Here is a 19,408-nt window from a genome sequence, read left to right as displayed (position 1 = left end):
CTATTTTGCAGTTTTGATTTCATCTGATTCGCGTTCGTTCAAACCTTTGCTATCAAAGAAAATACTGTTCTTACGAGCCACGCGATACAAGATTTGTGCTTTATGTTTACGTGGAACTTCCACTGGAATCACCGTACGAGCTGCCGTAATCACAGCGCTGTCCATTTTTGCATTTTTCCAAGAAGAAAAACCACAAGTACCAGTCCAGCCGTATTCGCAAACTTGAACTGTGTAATCGATAACTAGTTGAGCATTTGGATCTTCTTTACCCGGAATCATTTCTGGATCGATATCCAAAACAAATGTCGGCTTGTCACCTACCAACACGAATGACTCTTGGCGAATCATATTGTTTGAAAGAGGACGAAGAACACGGTTGATCGCTTTAAGTTCTACTACCACCTGTTGGCCATTCACTGCTTGAGAAGCAACAGCGTAGTTATTGTACCCTTGGCTATCCAATGCCACGACTTTACCAGTCTCATCAATTTTTACAGAAACTGTGTCTTTCTCTGAAGGTAGTAGCAAAGAGCCAGAGATATTTAGAGTCACTTTGAAAGATCTTGTTTCAACGATACGACGCTTTTGTACTTCACGTGAATTTTGGAAAGGTACTTGTACAAGTTTTGTGATGTAAAGATCACAAGTTCTCTTAACTTCTTGGCAAGAGTTTCCTGCATAGCCAAGTTTCGTGATGTTTTCATAACGGTTATTTTCAACAACCATTGTCGCAACACTTTTCTTAATCACTCCGCGATCCGCAGCTGTATTGATTTCGCGAGTGAATTCACTCCAAGATTTTGGTTTTGATTTAAAGTAACCTTTAGCTACGAGAGCTTTTGCAGAAACTTCGCCGATACCTGAGATTGCCGCATCAAGAGCAGCTGACTTTTTGTCGCCCGGTGCAGAATAGAATGCATCCCACAATTGGCTTTTGCCCGCGCCTGTAGAGCATTGGAAATCAGAGCAAGTTCCCGGAACCACTGTTTCTTGATATTCAGAACGGTAATCAGTAAAGAACTCCGCCTCTGTCCAGATCATCTCTTGATTGACTTTCACTTCCTGAGTGGAAGTGCCCTCTGGGCTTGTACCTAGAACTGCTACATAAGCTGAACCACGTGTCCACTTAAGCTCTGGAGCACCTGCTGGAGCTCTGTCAGATGCCGTCAGATAAACGATGCCTGTATTTTGAGGAACGATCTCTGTTTTAGAAACATCTTTATGGGAGCAACCAATTGCAAACACCGCCGTCAAAGCAGCCACTGACAAACTACCGAAAGCCAACTTCATAAATTCTCCTTGGATCCATCAAGGTTATGATGTTCGACACCCAAACGGTAGAATAGGAGAAATAAAACTGGACCACGAAACTCGGGTGTAACTATCAGAATGTTGACTAAAAGAAAACGGCCCGCAAATCTGCAGGCCGTTTCCATTTAATATTCAATTATTTGAGACTACGGATTCATCTTAAGCAGTGTCTCCACTGTCTTTTTAAGTTTGTCCACATCGAATGGTTTTTTGATGTAATCATCAGCACCGATTTCGAAGGCTTTTTTCATGTCTTCTTCAGAAGCTTTTCCTGAAACGAAAACCAATGGGATTTTCTTAAGGTCTTTGTGCTCTTTCAACAATTGAGCAAGCTCAAAACCATTCACCCAAGGAAGGCCTACGTCCAACAAAATCAAATCCACCGGATGATCATCCAAAACAGTCGAAAGTTCCGTGGCATCAGCAGCAAGCTTCGTCACGTAACCTTCGCTCTCAAGGATTCTTTTCATCGCCGAGCGCATCGTTTCGTCATCTTCGATCACCAAGATCACTTTTGGATCTAGCTTTTTCTTAGCTTCACGAAACTGATCCAAATCAACCACGTCCTGACTCGCAATACGAGCCTTCGTGATCTTCTCAATCTTGTTAACCAAATCCTTGGTATTAATTCTTTTGTCTTTCATAAAATCCTTTTAAAAAAGTCCCGATATTAAGCGTGGTGAGCTTCGGCTTCTAGCCAGCGTTCTGCATCGATCGCTGCCATACAGCCAGTGCCGGCTGCTGTGATCGCTTGACGGTATACATGATCTTGCACGTCTCCAGCTGCAAATACACCTGGAATGTTTGTGTAGGTCGTGTTCGGTTGAGTTACTAGGTAACCCGTCTCATTCATATCAATGATGCCTTTGAACAAATCCGTCGTTGGTTTGTGTCCAATCGCGATAAATAGACCCGTCACGTTCATTTCAGTTACTTCGCCTGTTTTAAGGTTTTTCACTTTAGCGCCCGTCATTGATTTACCATCACCCAAAACTTCTGAAACTTCTGAATCCCAGATAACTTGGATTTTTGGATGTTTCATAGTTCTGTCAGCCATGATTTTAGATGCTCTGAAATGATCGCGTCTGTGAACCACGTAAACTTTAGTGGCAAAGCGAGTCAGGAACTGCGCTTCTTCCATAGCTGTATCACCACCACCGACAACGATGATTTCTTGATTGCGGAAGAAAGCACCGTCACAAGTTGCACATGCAGAAACGCCGCGATTCATATAAGTTTTTTCAGAAGGCAAACCCAAGTACTTAGCACTAGCACCAGTAGAGATGATGATCGATTTAGCCAAGTGAAGTTTCTCACCGATCCAAACTTTGAATGGGCGCTGAGAGAAATCAACTTTAGTCACATTGCGAGTGATGAAGCGAGTGCCGAAACGCTCTGCTTGTTTTCTCATCACAGCGATCAAGTCAGGACCAGTTACACCGTGCTCAAAGCCCGGGTAGTTTTCAACTTCAGTAGTGATCATCAACTGACCACCGGCTTCCTCGCCCTCGATCATAAGAGGTTCCAAGTTTGCGCGGCCAGTGTAAATAGCGGAAGTCAGACCCGCAGGTCCAGATCCGATGATGATGACATTTTCAATTTTTTGAGCTTCAGACATAAATACCTCGTGGGAATAAACGCTTAAAGCCTATCACAATTAGGACCCTTTTCATTACTTCTTTGCTTGTTTTGGACCGCGTCAGCTACAATAGGGCATGCCTGTGATTTCTTTTAAGAAAAACCGAACTCCGGTCACCGTTGAAACGGGAGCGAACCTCATGGAAGCCCTGCTTAATTGCGGTCTGCCGGTGGCCTCGAGTTGTTCTGGTGATGGCGTGTGTGCGAAATGTCGCATTCAGATAATTTCGGGTGCTGAAAACCTGACGCCCGAAAATGAGACAGAAAAATTCCTAAGAGAAACCAAGAAAGTCGCCTCCGACAGCCGCATTAGCTGCCAGGTTCAAGTTTTAGGCGACATCACTGTGGACGCAACTTACTGGTGAGGCTTTTGTAAGCGCACGAAGTTGATCAAGATCCCCTCGCGCAAAAAGATTTTCTCGAAAGCTGTTTCAAAGTTTTCAGCCTTAATCGGAGAGTTGTGCAAATCACGAGTCTCAAACAAGATGTTGTACTTGCTTAAACGAATCTCATCCATCGCCCAATCAAAATAAACCAAAGAGTCTGTTTTGAATTCGATGATTGAGCCTGGCTTTTGTAGATCAAACAACAAATCCAAATTCATCTTTTGCACGAAACGATTTTTTGGCTTCTTAGGAGAAGTCCAAGGATCTGGGAAGTGAATGAATACGTTATCGATTTCACCTGGCTGAAAAATATCAGTCAAATTGAACGCGTGGAAACGAGCCACTGCTGCATTTCTGCAACCCGCTTTATCAGCGCGACGGATTGTTTGAATCAATGGTTTGTACTTAAGCTCTAAGCCCACAACCGTGCGGTTTGGATTTTTTTGAGCATAGTGAGCAAAGTGAGTTCCGTTGCCAGTTCCAACTTCCAAATCCATCGGCACATTGGCATCGACTTTAAAAACGTCAGAACGCCATTTACCTTTATTCGCCAAAACACGCATTTCATCAAAAGCGATATGAGAATACTCCCCATTCAACGCCAACGTGTAGTCCGTTTGGTGAGGTAGATCGGTAGTAACATTGATTCTGCGTTTAGTGGAAATAGAGGCGTCTGTCATGCCCCACTAGTTAGACGCTGGGACCTCTTCGGTCAAGCTTTTCACTGTGAAGGGATGACGTCCCTGGTATGGCTGCAAACGAATCGGGCAATCAGGCATATCACACTCAGGACAGTAGGATTTTTTACAAGGGTCCACGTGGAACGCGAGCTCTCCGTCAAAGACATAATCCCTGACCACCGCCTGCTCGAAATCCTGAGACTCACTATGAACTTTAGCTACATCCCAGTACTCCGGCACAACCAAATGCGCATCCACATGGTGAAAGCGGCCATTGCGCATGATTCGAAGTTCATGGATATCAATAACTCCAGGACGTCGGTTAGCCTCTAGGGCCTTACACAAATCATTCAAAGAGTCCTCGCTGATTTCATCCAGCAAACCACCCATGGATTCACGTACGATTTTATAACCGGAATACCCCAGCTGAACACCAATCAGAATTGCAATCACAGGATCGAGCCACTGAATATCTGTCAGCAAAACCAAGCCCAAACCAACAATAACCCCGGCTGTGGTTATGACATCGGAAAGCACATGAGCCCCACTTGCTTGTAAGGCATCGGAGTGATGAGCTTTCCCCACACGCTTAAGATAAAGCCCCAACAAGAGATTCAAAAATGCAGCCCCTGAAACAATCGCAATACCGATTTCCAGCTGCTGCGGAGGACGAGGAAAGAGCAACGCCTTGACCGATTCATAGATGATCAAAATCGCCGCAAAAAAGATCAGACCACCCTCAAATGCGGCAGAGAAATACTCGGCCTTACCATGCCCATAGGGATGCTCACGATCCGCAGGTTGAGCAGAAAACCAAATCACATAAAGAGCCACCAACGAGGCAATGACATTCACAATACTCTCAAGAGCGTCAGACAAGACAGCCGCTGAGCCCGTCATACGATAGGCCACCACCTTCATCGCAAAAATCAAAAAGCTTGCGATGGCTGAAACCCATGCGGCTTTATTGCGAATTTTGTCAGAGTGAGTGGACGAAGTTGTGACCATAAGAGGGTTTTGATTGTTCCCTCTTAAACAGTCAATGAATTTATAATTACTTGTCGATCAGCTGTGCTGACCTAATACAGATTAGCTAGCGGACTTTTTGCGACCCAATGATGGCGGAATGATCTCCACCACTTTGTTGTCCTCTGGCTTGTAATGACAAACCTGATTACGACCGCGGCGTTTCGCATCGTACAAGGCATGGTCCGCTCTCCGAACCAACTCTTTCGCCCCGATGTTTTCGCCCGGAACCGTAATAGCAAAGCCAACGGAAGCCGTCAGTTTGATAGAGTCCTCGCCATTGCGGAAAGTCGTTTTCTCAATGTTTTCGCGCAGGCGCTCACAGAAATGCATCGCACCTTCGTGATTGGTCTCTGTCAAAACAACTAAGAATTCGTCACCACCGTAACGAGCAGGAATATCGATATTACGAGTACACGCACGGATGATCTTACCCACCTCAGACAGCACATAGCTTCCGAACAAGTGATCATGACCATCATTTACGGTTTTAAAATAGTCCATGTCCATCATCACGACGCAAACATCACGACCGAAGCGTCTTGCACGCTCCATCTCGAAATCCAAGCGTTGATAAAGGGAGCGCATGTTGTACAGATTCGTCAAATCATCCGTATCAACCAACTCTTTGAGTTTATCATTGGCGTACAACAACTGCTCGTGAAGATCACGGATACGCAATTGCGAGCGAATGCGCGCTAGCAACTCAAGAGGAACAAAAGGTTTTACAATGTAATCGTCCGCACCCGAATCCAGGGCTTCAATGATCGCTTCTGTGTGTGAATTTTCAGAGACAAAAACACAAGAAACATGAGAGAGGCGTTCACGAATCGTGCGCAGCACACGAAGGCCCGCCATCGATTGCGCCATCCAATCCAAAATAACCACATGAGGAATCCACGACTCGATCAGCTTGTGAGCTTCACCCTCTGTCGTCACTCCGCGCGCATCATAGCCTTCCCAACGGAGAGGCTCCAGCAGTATTTCTAAACTGTCTGGATCGTCGTCGATTACTAGAATACGGCGACTTTTAGGATGTTTATTACTAGTTTCAAAACCACTACTCATCTACACACCAGTATAACTTTGACGTTCTCTTCGGTTAATTTCTGGCTCTTATTGAGTCCAAAATTCAGTCTTATGTACTGGGTTGTTTTTGCCCCCTCGACCTAGTCCTTTGTGGAGTCCCCGGAGGGGGATGAAGGGGTAGTTATTTGCTTCGGACAGTCCTCGCTCGTTTTGGTTTAGGTTTCTTGAAATCTGACCTTTGGCTCGCTGCGGAACTTGCAACTAACTACCCCTTCATCCCCCTCCGGCTCCGCAAAGAATTTTGGGGGAGGAGAAAGAACAACTAGAGATGAGACGCAATAGGATTCAATTCGGGGTAAAAATCGAAGAGAAATGCAGTTGGAGATCGCCTGAGGTTTTTTCGTGAACTTTGTGGAAGGTTGGGGGTATCGGTCATTATTGGGTTTCTCGTTGAAATGACGAGGATTTTTCGATAGTTATGTTGGATCTAAATTGAGCTTCTTGGAGTGTTTTTTATGAGTTTGAATTTTACTGAGATTGAGAAGAAGTGGCAGAAGAAATGGTCGGATGCTGAGGCTTTTAAGGCTGAGGCGACTTCTTCTAAGCCGAAATACTATGCGCTTGATATGTTTCCTTATCCTTCTGGATCTGGTTTGCATATTGGTCACATGGCTTCTTACACTCCTGGCGATATCGTTTCTCGCTATAAGCGTGCTAAAGGTTTCAATGTTCTTCACCCAATGGGTTACGATGCGTTTGGTTTGCCTGCTGAACAGTATGCTATTCAAACTGGGATTCATCCTGCGATCACGACTGAAAAAGCGATCGAGAGCTTCCGTAAAACTCTTCAATCATTTGGATTTAGCTTTGACTGGAGCCGCGAGATTTCCACGGCAGAGCCTAAGTTTTACAAATGGACTCAATTCATTTTCTTGAAACTTTATGAGCGTGGACTTGCTTACCAAAAAGAAGTTCCTGTGAACTGGTGCCCAGAACTTAAAACAGTTTTGGCAAATGACGAAGTTATCGATGGTAAGTCAGAGCGTGGTGGTCACCCGGTGATCCGCGTTCCGATGAAACAATGGATGCTTAAAATCACTGACTATGCTGAACGTCTTTTGAACGATCTAGATAAAGTTGATTGGCCAGAACGCACGAAAGAAGCGCAACGTAACTGGATTGGTAAATCTGAAGGTGCACGCGTGATGTTCAAAGTGAAAGACGAAGCTGATTTGTCTTTTGAAGTGTTCACGACTCGCCCGGATACTTTATTTGGCGTTAGCTTTATGGTTTTGGCGCCAGAACATCCTCTTGTTAAGCGCATTACGACTCAACCACAACATGCTTCTGTTGAAGACTATGTTTTGGCGACATCTCGTAAGTCTGAGGTTGAGCGTAAAGCTACGACTGATAAAACTGGTGTTTTCACTGGTGCGCATGCGATCAATCCTGTGAATGGCGAAAGTGTTGAAATCTGGATTGCTGACTACGTTCTGACTGATTACGGAACTGGCGCGATCATGGCAGTTCCTGGTCACGATGCTCGCGATCATGAATTTGCGACGAAATTCAATTTGCCTGTTAAGCGCGTTCTTGAAGGTGGCGATACATTGCCATTCGAGGGCGACGGTAAACTTGTTAATTCTGATTTCCTAAATGGTCTTTCTAAAAACGAAGCAATCAGCAAAATGATCGCTCATTTGGAAAATGGCAAACTGGGTACACGCGAAGTTCAATACAAACTTCGTGACTGGTTGTTCTCTCGTCAACGTTACTGGGGCGAACCGTTCCCGATCGTCAACCTTGAGGGCGGCAAGCAAATTGGCGTTCCATACAACGAACTTCCAGTAATGCTTCCAGAAGTTGCTGACTATGAACCATCTGAAACTGGTGAGGCTCCCCTTGCTAAGATTCAGGAATGGGTGAACTACAAAGCACAAAATGGCGAAACAGGTCGTCGCGAGACAGACACAATGCCAGGTGCAGCGGGTTCTTCTTGGTACTTCCTTCGTTACATCGATCCAAACAATGACGTGGCTCCATTCGACGCGAAAGCCGAGAAATACTGGATGCCAGTGGATCTTTATGTGGGCGGACCTGAGCACACAGTAGGTCACTTGTTGTACTCACGCTTCTGGATGAAGGTTCTTTTTGATTGCGGTCTTGTGACTCATGACGAGCCTTTCAAAAAATTGGCTCACCAAGGGATGATCTTGGGACCTGACAATCAGAAGATGTCGAAATCTCGTGGAAACGTGATTTCTCCAGATGACGTGGCTAAAACTCACGGTGCGGACGCGTTGAGAACTTTCATCAGCTTCATGGGTCCTTTGAACGCCGACAAACCTTGGTCTCCGACTGGTATCGACGGTGTAAAACGCTTCTTGGACCGCGTAGGCCGCCTTGTTGTTTCTGACGACGGTAATTACGTGGCGACTAAGGACGCTTTGCCGCCAGCAATTGAGAAATTACTTCATAAAACGATCAAAAAAGTCACTGACGACGTGGAAAGCATGAGCTTTAACACGGCTATCGCGGCAATGATGATCCTGGTAAATGACCTTTACAAGGCTGACTGCCGCTCTGAGCTGGTTCTAAAACCACTCGCACAGATTTTGGCTCCTTTTGCTCCGCATTTGGCTGAAGAATTGTGGGAAAAAATGGGCGGCCAAGGACTTTGCTCTTTGGCTCCATGGCCAAGTTATGATAGTAACCTTTGCGCTGATGACACTGTGACAATCGGCGTGCAGGTGAATGGAAAAATGCGCGGCACGATCGAAATTGGGGTTGCTGCTTCTGAAGAGGAAGCACTGACCGCGGCGAAAGCCGTGCCTGGTGTTAATTCTGCACTTTCTGGCAAAGATCCTGATAAGGTGATCTACAAAGCCGGTAAGATTTTGAATTTGATAATCAAAGCCTAGGGCGATCTTCTGATGGCCCTAGCATAACAACTCCGGAAAACCCGGGGGATGCGAGGGCCAACGAAGATGTCTAATTGGAGTCCTGAAAAAAGCGCGGAGCTTTACGGTATTAACAACTGGGGCAACGGTTATTTCAGAATTAACTCAACGGGTACTGTTTCAATTACTCCGATGGGTGCAAATGGTCCTTCTGTTGACCTTCACGAATTGACTCAAGATCTTTTGGACCGTGGTATCCGCGTTCCTATCATGATCAGATTTCCTGACATCATAAAATCACGCGTTGAACTTTTGAATGGCTGCTTTAAAAAAGCATTCGCTGACCATGGTTACAAAGGTAACTACAACGGCGTCTACCCAATCAAAGTGAATCAACAACGTCACTTGGTTCAAGAACTAGTAAAATACGGCAAAGACTACAACATGGGTCTTGAGTGCGGTTCTAAACCAGAACTTTTGGTAGTTCTTGCGTTGATGAGCACTGAAAACGCGCTGATCATCTGTAACGGCTTCAAAGATGCTGAATACATCGAGACAGCTATCCTTTCACAAAAACTAGGTCGCAACACGATCATCGTTGTAGACCGTAAAGAAGAATTGAAAATGATCGTGGACGTGGCGAAGAAATTCAACACTCGTCCAAAAATCGGTTTCCGCGCTAAATTGAACACTCAAGGTGCGGGCAAATGGGTTGATTCTTCTGGTGCTCGTTCTAAGTTCGGTTTGACGGCTTCTGAAATCGTTGACGGCGTTGAGTACCTTAAAGCTGAAGGCATGCTTGATTGCTTGGAACTGATGCATTACCACATCGGCTCTCAAGTTCCTGCGATCCAATCTATCAAGTCTTCTTTGAAAGAAGGCGTGCGTTTCTATGTTGAACTTCACAAGATGGGCGCAGGTCTTAAATATCTAGATGTTGGCGGCGGTCTTGGTATCGACTACGACGGTTCAGGCCACTCTGACAGCTCTGTGAACTACTCTGAGCAAGAATACGCGAACGACATCGTTTCAACTGTTCAAACTCTTTGTGACGAAAAAGGCATTCCACATCCAAACATCGTGACTGAGTCTGGCCGCTTCTTGGTAGCCCATCACTCGGTTTTGGTTTTCAACGTTTTGGGTATGAACGACCTTCACCGTAACGAACCTCCACGTCCTGCAACTAAATCTGATCCTTCGATCATGCAAGACATGCAGTACATCTTTGAGAAAGTTAACAAAGACAATATCAACGAATGCTTCAATGACCTTGAGCAATCTAAGAATGAAACTTTGCAGCTTTTCACTTACGGCGTTCTTTCTCTGGAACAACGTGCATGGTGTGAGTCTATGTACTTCACTATCGCCACTAAAATGGTGAAATTGGCGAAAACAGTTCCAGATACTGAAGACATCATCGCAGCATTGTCTAAAGAGTTGTGCGACACTTACTACTCGAACTTCTCTTTGTTCCAATCTCTTCCAGACTCTTGGGCGGTTGGACAGTTGTTCCCAGTATTGCCAATCCACCGCTTGGGCGAAGAGCCTGTGCGTGAAGCAACACTTGCGGATTTAACTTGTGACTCTGACGGCGTTATCGAAAAATTCATCGACACAGTTTCTGGTGAATCTAAAGACACTATCCGTCTGCACAAATTCACTGATGGCGAACAGTACTACTTGGGCGTATTCCTAACGGGCGCATACCAAGAGATCCTGGGCGACCTTCACAACTTGTTCGGCGATACAGACGCAGTTCATATCTCTTTGAACGGTGTGGGTTACACAATTGACCACTACGTTCCGGGCGACACAGTGACTGAAGTATTGTCTTACGTTCAGTACGGCAGATCAGAAATGGTTGATAACGTTCGTCAAGCAACTGAGGAATCTATCCAAAAAGGTTCTATCACGAAGCAAGAGGCGAAACTTTTGATCAAGCACTATGAAGAAGGTCTTTCTGGTTACACTTACCTAGAAGAAGCTGAATAGTTTTTCCTAAGTTCCAAAAATTCCAAGCCGACTTGCTGAAAACAAGTCGGCTTTTTTATTTCCCAGGTACGTCCTTACTTCGAAAGGTAGTTACTACCTTTCGAAGTAAGGACGTACCTTAAGCTGGACTTATAATTTTCTCTTTGGCTCTCCATAAGCCTCTCCCGCACTCGCGACGACAAACCCCTCCCTATATCTAGCTCTCTCGCAGGACTATGTACCAATTCACTCGCAGGTAAGGCCGTACCTTTTGACCGTCTGGTCGCCAATTGAAAAGCTGATGAGAGTCATCTTTGGAGACCTTCATTTTATGAAATACATTTTTTCTTCTTTGGTTATTCTTTTAAGCACAATCACTGGAACAGCTAAAGCAGAACCCACTGCGGGACCGATTGTAGATCCTACTTCAATCTGCAATGGCGGCGTGTGCTCCGAGCAAATGAACAACATCGTCGATGGCTACAAAGAAGGTTCCGCAAGATTTCTCGATCAATCCTTGATTGGTTACTCAGGAAAATGTTTTCACTTAAGCCCTAACTACAATTCTGGGAAAGCTCACCACGGCGGTTTTGTTTTCCAAAAAGACGAATCCTCATTGGGCATCAGCGGTATCTTCAGTTTCTTTTATGAAGAAGATCCTTTGGCAGACATGACGTCTCAAGAAATGAAACAACACTTCGAAGAGCGCGGTTCAAAACTAAGTCCTGCAAAACAGAATGAAGACAACGTAGAGTTGGCACACATCTTTGACGAAACGGACATTCGTTATTCTTATCGCAGCGATGCGAGCAAAAAGAATCTATTTGTTATCGGAAGTACATCAGACAAGGGTGGAAATGTTTCGTCTGCAGTCTTCTGCAAAATGATTCGTCATCAGTAGCACGGATAAATCTTAAGACCAGCCCAGCAGAACCTTCTGCCAGTCCCGTCTTTGTTTTCTGAAATATTGCGCAAGGCCCTCTGGGGCCTTTTTGCATTTTCATGTCATCCTAAACTCATCAACCTGAGCATGAGGAGTTTAAGATGCGAAGCTCAAACTATCATCCACCCCGCCGTCGCGATTCAGAGTTTAGATCCCTACAACATGAACGCCGTGAAATTCAGTTTTCTCCCGAAGAGCTATCCCTGCGCGAAGAAAAAATGCAAGCACGCGCAGAAGCCCGACGTAAATTCAAACAAAGCTACAACGATAATAGTGAATATCATCAATCCGAACGAACCGTTCGCGGCTTTGATCGTGATTATGACGAATCCACTGATGGATTTTACAATTACGAAGAAAATCGCGAACACCTTCGTTACGCCTCCCCTGACTTCAACACAGGATACTCGCACGATGCCACTCGCCCCTTGCCGCGGGACTTTGTTTCCAGTTCAAACTACGAACAGGAAAAACGCCTGCGCCAGGAGCACGATTACTCTGCAGAAGCAGATTCGCGTGGGGTTCGCCGTCACGACAAAGCCATCGAAGCAGATATCTCGCACATCTTATCGCAACACCGAGGCATTGACGGACGAGACATTGACGTCGCCGTCAGCGACGGGATCGTGACGTTGACGGGCTTCGTTCCCGAAAGAAAAATGCGCTATTTAGCAGAAGATATTTCAGTTAATTGCTTTGGTGTGATTGATGTAACCAATCATATCCGAGTGAAAAGAACTTCAGATGTCGGGGTTCGCTTCGGCGGAAGAAGAACTTTTGGACGGCAGGCCTAATTGCGGAATTACGATCTAATGTTCAAAAGAAAAAGGGCAACTTCCGTTGCCCTTTCTTTATTAAGCCATCTTTGAATCGAAGGCGTCGCGAACTGCTTTACCGATATTGTTCAGAAGGATCAATGTGATCACGATGGCAACCAACGGACCCCACACCAACCACTCAGCAATCGTAAACCATTTCTGAGCTTGCGCCATCAACTCACCCCATGAAGGTGTTGGTGGACGAAGACCCAGACCCAAGTAATCAAGCATAGAAAGAGCATATACGTTTGCAGAGATCGCAAACGGCGCGAACGTGATGATCGGAGTCAATGCATTCGGCAAGATATGCTTAGCAATGATACGTCCGTGAGTCGCACCAATCGCAGATGCCGCCTCAACATATTCACGCTTACGTAATGAAAGGAACTGAGCACGCATGTAAGCCGCGATACCAGTCCAACCCAAAACCGCAGACAAGGCAGCAAGAACCGCGATGTTTGGAGTAAAGATGGAAATGATCGTGATCAATACAAATAGATATGGAACAGACTCAACGATCTCTACGATACGTTGACCAACCAAGTCCGCACGGCCACCCATGTAACCCATCACAGAACCGATAGTGATACCTATGATGTAAGTGAAGATCCAAGCACCAATAGCGAAGATCATCGTGTAACGGAAACCGTAAAGAAGACGAGTCATCACGTCACGACCGCTCTCATCCGTACCCAGCCAGTTTACTTTCGTAGGAGCTGAAGGATAAGTATCAACCGTTTTATTAGATTCGTACGGGTCCCACTGAATGATCGGCCAAACAGCCCAATCGCCCTCTTTCATTTCAAGAGAACGGTAGTCCATCACATAGATATCATCGCGACCGAATTCAGACGGATGGTAGTCTTTGAATAGTGGGAAGTAAGTTTTGCCATGGTGATGAACGATGTGCGGTTGATTGTTTGCCCACAACTCAGCCGTGAAGCTGAAGAAGAACATAGCAAGCAAAAGCCAGATAGAAACTACCGCAACACGGTCACGCTTAAAGCGTCTATAACGTTTAAGCGTAAGTTCATTCTTAATAAGGTATTTTTGAATTGGATCCATCATTTGAAATCAATCCTTGGATCGATAAGGACATAGATAACGTCGCTCAAAATACGACCTACCATCATCAACATCGCAGAAATAAATGTAATACCCATGATCACATTGTAGTCACGAGCCATAACAGATTGATAACCAAGCAAGCCCATACCATCAAGGTTGAACATCTGCTCGATCACTAGAGAACCTGCCAAGAACACACCCAAGAAACCACCCAAACCAGTAGCGATTGGGATCAATGCGTTTCTTAAAGCATGTTTATAGATAACGACTTTTTCAGATAGACCCTTAGCGCGAGCCGTACGAACAAAGTCAGATTTAACAACGTCGAGCATAGAGTTTCTCATAAGGATAGAAAGCTCTGTGAAGCCGCCGATAGTATAACAAATCAAAGGAAGAACCATGTGGTGAGCACGGTCAATGAATCTGCCCCAAGTCGTTAGGGATTCGTAGTCGTCAGACTGCAAACCACCCAATGGGAACAAATTGAAACGACCCGCGAACACAACGATCAATAGGATACCCAAGATTAGAGGTGGGATCGCATACGTCAGATTTAGGAAGATCGTTGAAATTTTATCGAATCCTGTCCCTGCCGTGATCGCCTTACGCACCCCTAACGGAATACAAACGATGTACGTCAGCAACAAAGTGAATAGACCGAACGTCAAAGAGACTGGCAATTTACTTTTGATTACGTTGATAACTGGCTCTTGGTAAGTGAAGCTTTCGCCGAAATCCAAGCGAGAGATATTTTTTAGCCAGATAAGATAGCGAACATGAATTGGCTTATCGAAACCATATTGTTTCTTTAGAGCCTCAATAACTTCTTCGTTCACAGCCGTGTCACCACGGCCGCTTACGCTAGATGCTCCGCCGCCGCCACCAGCAGCACCCGCACCAAAGCGGATGGCTTGAAGCTTCTGTTCAATAGGGCTACCAGGAGCCAAATTGATGAGCACAAAAGTTACAACAGTGATCCCGAAAAAAGTCGGGATCATCAGCAAAAGTCGACGGATCAGGTATACGAACAAGGTCCTACTCCCGAGAAGTTACAATTAAGGTTTAACCCACCAGTAGTCTTTACCAATTTCGTATTTGAATGTCTCTGCAGGCGTGCCGATACGAGATGAATTTGCATAAAATTCATACTTATCGTTGAAAAGGAACGCGTACGGAGCGTCTTCAGCGATTTTTGCGTATACTTTTTTCAGCATAGTCACGCGCTTAGCTTTGTTCGGCTCAACACGAGCTTCATCGATAAGCTTGTCTACTTCAGGATTTTTGTAAGCGATAAAGTTAGAACCGCCTGGAATTGCGCCAGAAGAGTGCCAGATTTGTTTTGGATCTGGATCAACGGAGCCACCGCCCCAACCCATAGTCACAGCGTCGAAGTTACCTTCATCAACCAATTTCAAGAATGAGTTCCACTCAAGGTACTTCAATTCCATGTCGATACCGGCTTTTTTCAAGTCTTCGCGGTACATAGTCCAATATTTCTCAACATCTTTGTTTGCATAAAGAAGAGAGAATTTGAATTCAACTTTTTTACCGTTGATTGTTTTTTCTAGAACACCGTTTTTATCAGCGTCAGCCCAGCCAGCTTTAGACAAAAGCTCTTGAGCTTTTTTCGTGTTGAACTCGATAGCTTTGTTGCCTGGGTTGTACTCAGACTTGATGTAAACAGCACCGTTCGCAAGATCAGACATGCCGTAACGGAATTTTTTGTTCATTTCTTCGCGGTTTAGCAAGTGAGCCAAAGCGATACGAACGTTTTTATCTTGGAAGATTTCTTTACGTTGGTTCCAACCTACGAAGCCGTATGATTTTGGAGAATCATTCGCAACTTTGTGCTTGATGATTGCTTTACCCCAAGCTGGGCCAGAAGTTTTCTTCATGAAAGATTCGATACGAAGATCGATATAATCCAACTCACCTTTTTCAGCTCTTACCAAAGTAACGTTTTCGTCTTTGAAGAAGCGCATAGTGATTGTATCGAAGTTGTAAGTTCCTTTGTAGATAGCATTGCCGTTGCCGTGCCATTTATCGAACTTTTTCAATTGAATCATTTGACCACGGTCAAATTTAGTCAATTTGTATGGACCCGAGCACACTAGCTCACGGTTCATTTTTTTAGATTTAGCAGCATCGCTGTAAACGTGTTTTGGAATTACAGTCAAACCAGCAGCAGATTCAAAGTTTTTGAAGTAAGAATCTTTAGCGAAGAATTTAACAGTGTATGGATCAACGATTTCAACTTTCGCCAAACCTTCGTAGTATGGACGAAGATGCGCAGCTTCATATGTTGGGTTGAAGATAGCGTCGAAAGAGAATTTAACGTCTTCCGCAGTAACAGGTTTACCGTCATGGAAAGTCGCGTTTTTGTTCAAGTGGAACGTGAATACTTTATTATCTTTAGAAACTTCCCATTTATCTGCCAAACGAGCTTTCCACTCGTAAGTTTCAGAGTCACGAGTCAACAAACCTTCACAAACGTATGCTTGAACAGCAGAAGCGTATGTATCTGTGCTTGTAATCGGGTGAACTGTAGGTGGCTCACCGCCAAGATTAATAACGAAATTTCCGCCTTGAGCTGCAGATGTATTAGGTGCAGTGGCGAAAGCGGGAGCGGTCAAAGCTGAACTCACTACGAGTAGCAGAAGAGCCTTCATATTCATTGTGTTTCCTCCAAAGAATTTCGCTGGGAAATTGTATAGTTCCCAAAGTGGGCTTAAAATGGGTTATGCGCCAAAAATAATCAAGTTATTGCTCGATTGACACGTTGTTTAAATGCTATAGATTCTAGCGCGTTTTCAAGGAGATAAGCAATGTCTGAAAAGACAGAAAAAACTACACCTAAATTTGATCCCACAACCACTATTTCAGCAGAGTTTGGAATCTTCGGAATTCCAATGACTGAAGAAGAATCCAAAGTCGTACTCGTCCCAGTTCCATGGGAAGTTACAACATCTTACGGCGAGGGCGCATCGCGTGGTCCTCAGATCATCCGTGATGCCAGCGAGCAAATTGATCTCTTTGATATCGAAGTCGGCAAGGCTTACGAAGTGGGTTACCACATGCGTGAATTGCCTGAAGATTTGATGCAACAAAACGACAAGTACAAAGCCATTGCTCAAGAATTAATCGGAATGCGCACCAGCATGAGCGATGACACAGCGAAGATGGATAAGTTAGCTGCCGAAGTGAATGCTGCTTGCGAGAAAATGTCACAATGGGTTTACGATCAGTGCTCTGACGTTCTGAACAAAGGGAAACTTTTGGGTATGGTCGGTGGAGATCACTCCACTCCGCTTGGAGCTATTCGTGCAGTGAGCGATAAATTCAAAGGTGACTTCGGTGTCTTGCACATCGATGCGCATGCGGATTTGCGTGTTGCTTATCAAGGTTTCAAACAATCTCACGCATCGATCATGTACAACGTGATGACTGATGCTAAGAAACCAAAAAAATTGGTTCAAGTTGGTATCCGTGACTTCTGCGAAGAGGAATATGATTTCTCTGAAGCTCGTCCAGACATCAAAACTTTCTATGACTTGGAACTTAAGCGTCGCATGCTTAAAGGCGAAACTTGGGAAAAAATCTGCCAAGACATTTTGAAAGAGCTTCCACAAAACGTTTACATCTCTTTTGATATCGACGGTCTTGATCCAGCATTCTGCCCGCACACAGGAACTCCAGTTCCAGGCGGTATGAGCGTTGATCAAATCTTCTTCTTGTTCCGTGAACTTCATAACTCTGGTCGCAAGATCATCGCGTTTGACTTGAATGAAGTATCCACAGGTGGCTTGGAACCTCATGAAGTTGAGTGGGACGGAAACGTGGGCGCTCGTATTCTTTATAAAATGTGCGGTTGGTTGGCGAAATCAAATGCTTAAAGTTTACGAATACGCGAAATGCTCAACATGTGTAAAAGCTTTGAAGTTCTTGGATGCTAAGAAAGTTTCTTACCAAAAACTTCCAATCGTGGATAAGGCTCCGTCACAAACGGAGCTTAAGAAAATGCTAGCTGCGCTTAAAGAGCGCGGCGGCTCTATCCGCAATTTGTTCAACACTTCAGGAGTGATGTACAAAGAAATGAAGTTGAGCGAAAAGCTTCCGTCGATGACTGAAGCTGAAGCAATTAAACTTCTTTCTGAAAACGGCAAACTTGTGAAACGTCCTTTCGCACTTGGCGAAGACGTGGCCCTTGTTGGTTTTAAAGAAGACGAGTGGAAAAAAGTTTTCTAATTGTCCGCTGACAGCAAATTTTACGAGCCTGCTCGCAATGAGCAGGCCTTTTGTATCCATGCGAGTATCTTCGCAACTACCTGTGCAATAATGATTAAGTAAAGAAAGAGGAGGTTATATGATCAGCCTCTCAGTAGTAATCATCACCATGGTAGCCGTATTTGGAGCACTCTGGTTGATAGTAAAATTTAATAAAGGTGAAGAGCTCGATAAACCACATCGTGATAAATACACGAATATAAATCAGCAGCATCCAAAACATTAAAAATTAGATGCGCTGAAAATTAGATAACGACTATAAAACGCAAACGAAAAACTAAATTGCGAATTTAAGTTGGGATGAGTCAAGAACCTCATCCTTCTTTTTTTTCTGATCTGATCCTAAACGCACACCCAAACCGATCAAACGCACAGCGACTGCACGACGATGCCAAGCTTTTTCCAAAAGTCTTTCAAAGTCTTCCTCGGTGGGAATGCCATGAACGACTTCTTCGTGAGTGGTGGATTTAAAATCAAAGAACTTTAGTTTCACGACCATGCCTTTGACTCGATCCTGATACTGACCGCGCTCCAAACGTCCGATGAAATCTTCATACAGACCCGGAATGCGCGCTTTGCACTCCTCGAAGGTCATTAAGTCTTTGTTGTAAGTTTCTTCGACTGTCAGAGATTTACGTTCCCACTCTGTGATGACATCACGATCATCGATGCCGCGAGCGTAGTCATACAAATCTTGAGCGCGAGAACCAAACCAACGATGCAGCTCGGGCACAGAGTACTTTTGCACGTCCCCTAAAGTATGAAGTCCCAGTTCATGCATCTTTTGCGCAGTCACCTTACCCACACCAAAGATCTTTTCAACAGGAAGCTCGGTTACGAAGCCCTCGATATCTTGGGGACGCACCACAAATTGCCCGTTTGGTTTTTTCCAATCACTGGCAATCTTGGCCAAGAACTTATTCGGGGCAATTCCCGCAGAGGCAGTCAGTTTTAATTCGGTGTAAATCAAGCGACGAATTTCTTGAGCGATCAAAGTGGCGCTGCCACCGAACTCCTTGCAATCCGTGACATCGAGATAAGCCTCATCCAAAGAAAGAGGTTCAATTTTCTTAGTGAAGCGCTCAAAGATCTCGCGAACCTTGCGGCTTTCTTCTTTATACAGATCAAAATGTGGAGGGATTAAAATCAGCTGAGGACACAGACGCACAGCTTGGGAAGAGGGCATGGCCGAGCGAACTCCAAACTTACGAGCCTCGTAACTGGCAGTGCAAAGAACACTGCGAGTATTCGGAGGCCCACCGATGCCTAAAGGTTTCCCTTTGAGCTCCGGATTGTATTTCACCTCGACGGCCGCGTAAAAGCAGTCCATATCCACATGGATAATCTTCTTCAT

18 protein-coding genes are annotated in these 19,408 nt (G+C 44.9%); 8 read left to right on the top strand and 10 right to left on the bottom strand.

Annotated features, from left to right (window positions below; translation table 11 throughout):
• The 3 genes from ACLVWP_RS01665 to trxB all read right to left on the bottom strand — a co-directional run bounded on the left by ACLVWP_RS01665 (position 1) and on the right by trxB (position 2,929).
• The gene (locus ACLVWP_RS01665; RefSeq protein ID WP_413559614.1) at positions 1-1,290 is read right to left on the bottom strand and encodes a hypothetical protein; all 1,290 of its coding nucleotides are present in this window, start codon (positions 1,288-1,290) and stop codon (positions 1-3) included.
• 167 nt (positions 1,291-1,457) lie between these two features.
• Positions 1,458-1,955: a response regulator transcription factor gene (locus tag ACLVWP_RS01660; protein ID WP_413559613.1), complete on the bottom strand. Its 498-nt coding sequence runs from the start codon at positions 1,953-1,955 to the stop codon at positions 1,458-1,460.
• Between the two features lie 26 nt (positions 1,956-1,981).
• Positions 1,982-2,929 carry a thioredoxin-disulfide reductase gene (gene trxB / locus ACLVWP_RS01655; RefSeq protein ID WP_413559612.1) on the bottom strand — a complete coding sequence of 316 codons (948 nt, stop codon included), beginning with the start codon at positions 2,927-2,929 and terminating at the stop codon, positions 1,982-1,984.
• Positions 2,930-3,026: 97 nt separating this feature from the next.
• On the opposite strand from trxB, the gene ACLVWP_RS01650 reads away from it, so the two are divergent.
• Positions 3,027-3,314, top strand: a complete 288-nt coding sequence (locus ACLVWP_RS01650) for a 2Fe-2S iron-sulfur cluster-binding protein (RefSeq protein WP_413559611.1) — start codon at positions 3,027-3,029, stop codon at positions 3,312-3,314.
• On the opposite strand, the gene trmB is transcribed toward ACLVWP_RS01650, so the two are convergent.
• The 3 genes from trmB to ACLVWP_RS01635 all read right to left on the bottom strand — a co-directional run bounded on the left by trmB (position 3,305) and on the right by ACLVWP_RS01635 (position 6,109).
• Complete coding sequence (gene trmB / locus ACLVWP_RS01645) at positions 3,305-4,015, bottom strand: tRNA (guanine(46)-N(7))-methyltransferase TrmB (protein WP_413559610.1); 711 nt, start codon at positions 4,013-4,015, stop codon at positions 3,305-3,307. The two genes, ACLVWP_RS01650 and trmB, sit on opposite strands and share 10 nt — an antisense overlap.
• A gap of 6 nt (positions 4,016-4,021) precedes the next feature.
• Entirely contained in the window at positions 4,022-5,023 is a 1,002-nt protein-coding gene (locus tag ACLVWP_RS01640) for a cation diffusion facilitator family transporter (RefSeq protein ID WP_413559609.1), read from the bottom strand.
• 81 nt (positions 5,024-5,104) lie between these two features.
• Positions 5,105-6,109, bottom strand: a complete 1,005-nt coding sequence (locus ACLVWP_RS01635) for a diguanylate cyclase (RefSeq protein WP_413559607.1) — start codon at positions 6,107-6,109, stop codon at positions 5,105-5,107.
• A 476-nt stretch (positions 6,110-6,585) separates the two neighbouring features.
• Here ACLVWP_RS01635 and leuS point away from each other — a divergent pair, with 476 nt between their 5' ends.
• From leuS to ACLVWP_RS01615, 4 genes are all read left to right on the top strand, one after another.
• Positions 6,586-8,991, top strand: coding sequence for a leucine--tRNA ligase (leuS, locus tag ACLVWP_RS01630; protein WP_413559605.1), 2,406 nt, complete (start codon positions 6,586-6,588; stop codon positions 8,989-8,991).
• Positions 8,992-9,057: 66 nt separating this feature from the next.
• Entirely contained in the window at positions 9,058-10,962 is a 1,905-nt protein-coding gene (gene speA / locus ACLVWP_RS01625; protein ID WP_413559603.1) for a biosynthetic arginine decarboxylase, read from the top strand.
• Positions 10,963-11,272: 310 nt separating this feature from the next.
• Complete coding sequence (locus tag ACLVWP_RS01620) at positions 11,273-11,842, top strand: hypothetical protein (RefSeq protein WP_413559601.1); 570 nt, start codon at positions 11,273-11,275, stop codon at positions 11,840-11,842.
• A gap of 143 nt (positions 11,843-11,985) precedes the next feature.
• The gene (locus tag ACLVWP_RS01615) at positions 11,986-12,678 is read left to right on the top strand and encodes a BON domain-containing protein (RefSeq protein ID WP_413559599.1); all 693 of its coding nucleotides are present in this window, start codon (positions 11,986-11,988) and stop codon (positions 12,676-12,678) included.
• Between the two features lie 60 nt (positions 12,679-12,738).
• Here ACLVWP_RS01615 and ACLVWP_RS01610 read toward each other — a convergent pair whose 3' ends face one another.
• The 3 genes from ACLVWP_RS01610 to ACLVWP_RS01600 are packed head-to-tail and all read right to left on the bottom strand — an operon-like array spanning position 12,739 to position 16,445.
• The gene (locus ACLVWP_RS01610; RefSeq protein WP_413559598.1) at positions 12,739-13,770 is read right to left on the bottom strand and encodes an ABC transporter permease subunit; all 1,032 of its coding nucleotides are present in this window, start codon (positions 13,768-13,770) and stop codon (positions 12,739-12,741) included.
• Positions 13,767-14,801 (bottom strand): ABC transporter permease subunit, encoded by a 1,035-nt coding sequence (locus tag ACLVWP_RS01605; RefSeq protein ID WP_413559596.1) that lies wholly within the window; start codon positions 14,799-14,801, stop codon positions 13,767-13,769. The genes ACLVWP_RS01610 and ACLVWP_RS01605 overlap by 4 nt, the downstream gene beginning before the upstream one ends.
• Positions 14,802-14,825: 24 nt before the next feature.
• A complete protein-coding gene (locus ACLVWP_RS01600) occupies positions 14,826-16,445 on the bottom strand; it encodes a peptide-binding protein (protein ID WP_413559594.1) in 1,620 nt (539 codons plus the stop codon).
• Positions 16,446-16,595: 150 nt separating this feature from the next.
• Between ACLVWP_RS01600 and ACLVWP_RS01595 the strand changes: the two genes are divergently transcribed.
• The 3 genes from ACLVWP_RS01595 to ACLVWP_RS01585 all read left to right on the top strand — a co-directional run bounded on the left by ACLVWP_RS01595 (position 16,596) and on the right by ACLVWP_RS01585 (position 18,280).
• Positions 16,596-17,663 (top strand): agmatinase family protein, encoded by a 1,068-nt coding sequence (locus tag ACLVWP_RS01595; protein WP_413559592.1) that lies wholly within the window; start codon positions 16,596-16,598, stop codon positions 17,661-17,663.
• Complete coding sequence (locus ACLVWP_RS01590) at positions 17,656-18,015, top strand: arsenate reductase family protein (protein WP_413559591.1); 360 nt, start codon at positions 17,656-17,658, stop codon at positions 18,013-18,015. Before ACLVWP_RS01595 ends, ACLVWP_RS01590 begins: the two co-directional genes overlap by 8 nt.
• 118 nt (positions 18,016-18,133) lie before the next feature.
• A complete protein-coding gene (locus ACLVWP_RS01585; protein ID WP_413559590.1) occupies positions 18,134-18,280 on the top strand; it encodes a hypothetical protein in 147 nt (48 codons plus the stop codon).
• Between the two features lie 51 nt (positions 18,281-18,331).
• On the opposite strand, the gene dinB is transcribed toward ACLVWP_RS01585, so the two are convergent.
• Positions 18,332-19,408 (bottom strand): DNA polymerase IV, encoded by a 1,077-nt coding sequence (gene dinB / locus ACLVWP_RS01580; RefSeq protein WP_413559589.1) that lies wholly within the window; start codon positions 19,406-19,408, stop codon positions 18,332-18,334.

The organism is Bdellovibrio sp. HCB209 (assembly GCF_047306065.1).
Taxonomy (GTDB): Bacteria; Bdellovibrionota; Bdellovibrionia; order Bdellovibrionales; family Bdellovibrionaceae; genus Bdellovibrio.
The sequence above is the reverse complement of the archived record's forward strand: the minus strand, read 5'-3'. Positions and strand labels throughout refer to the sequence as shown.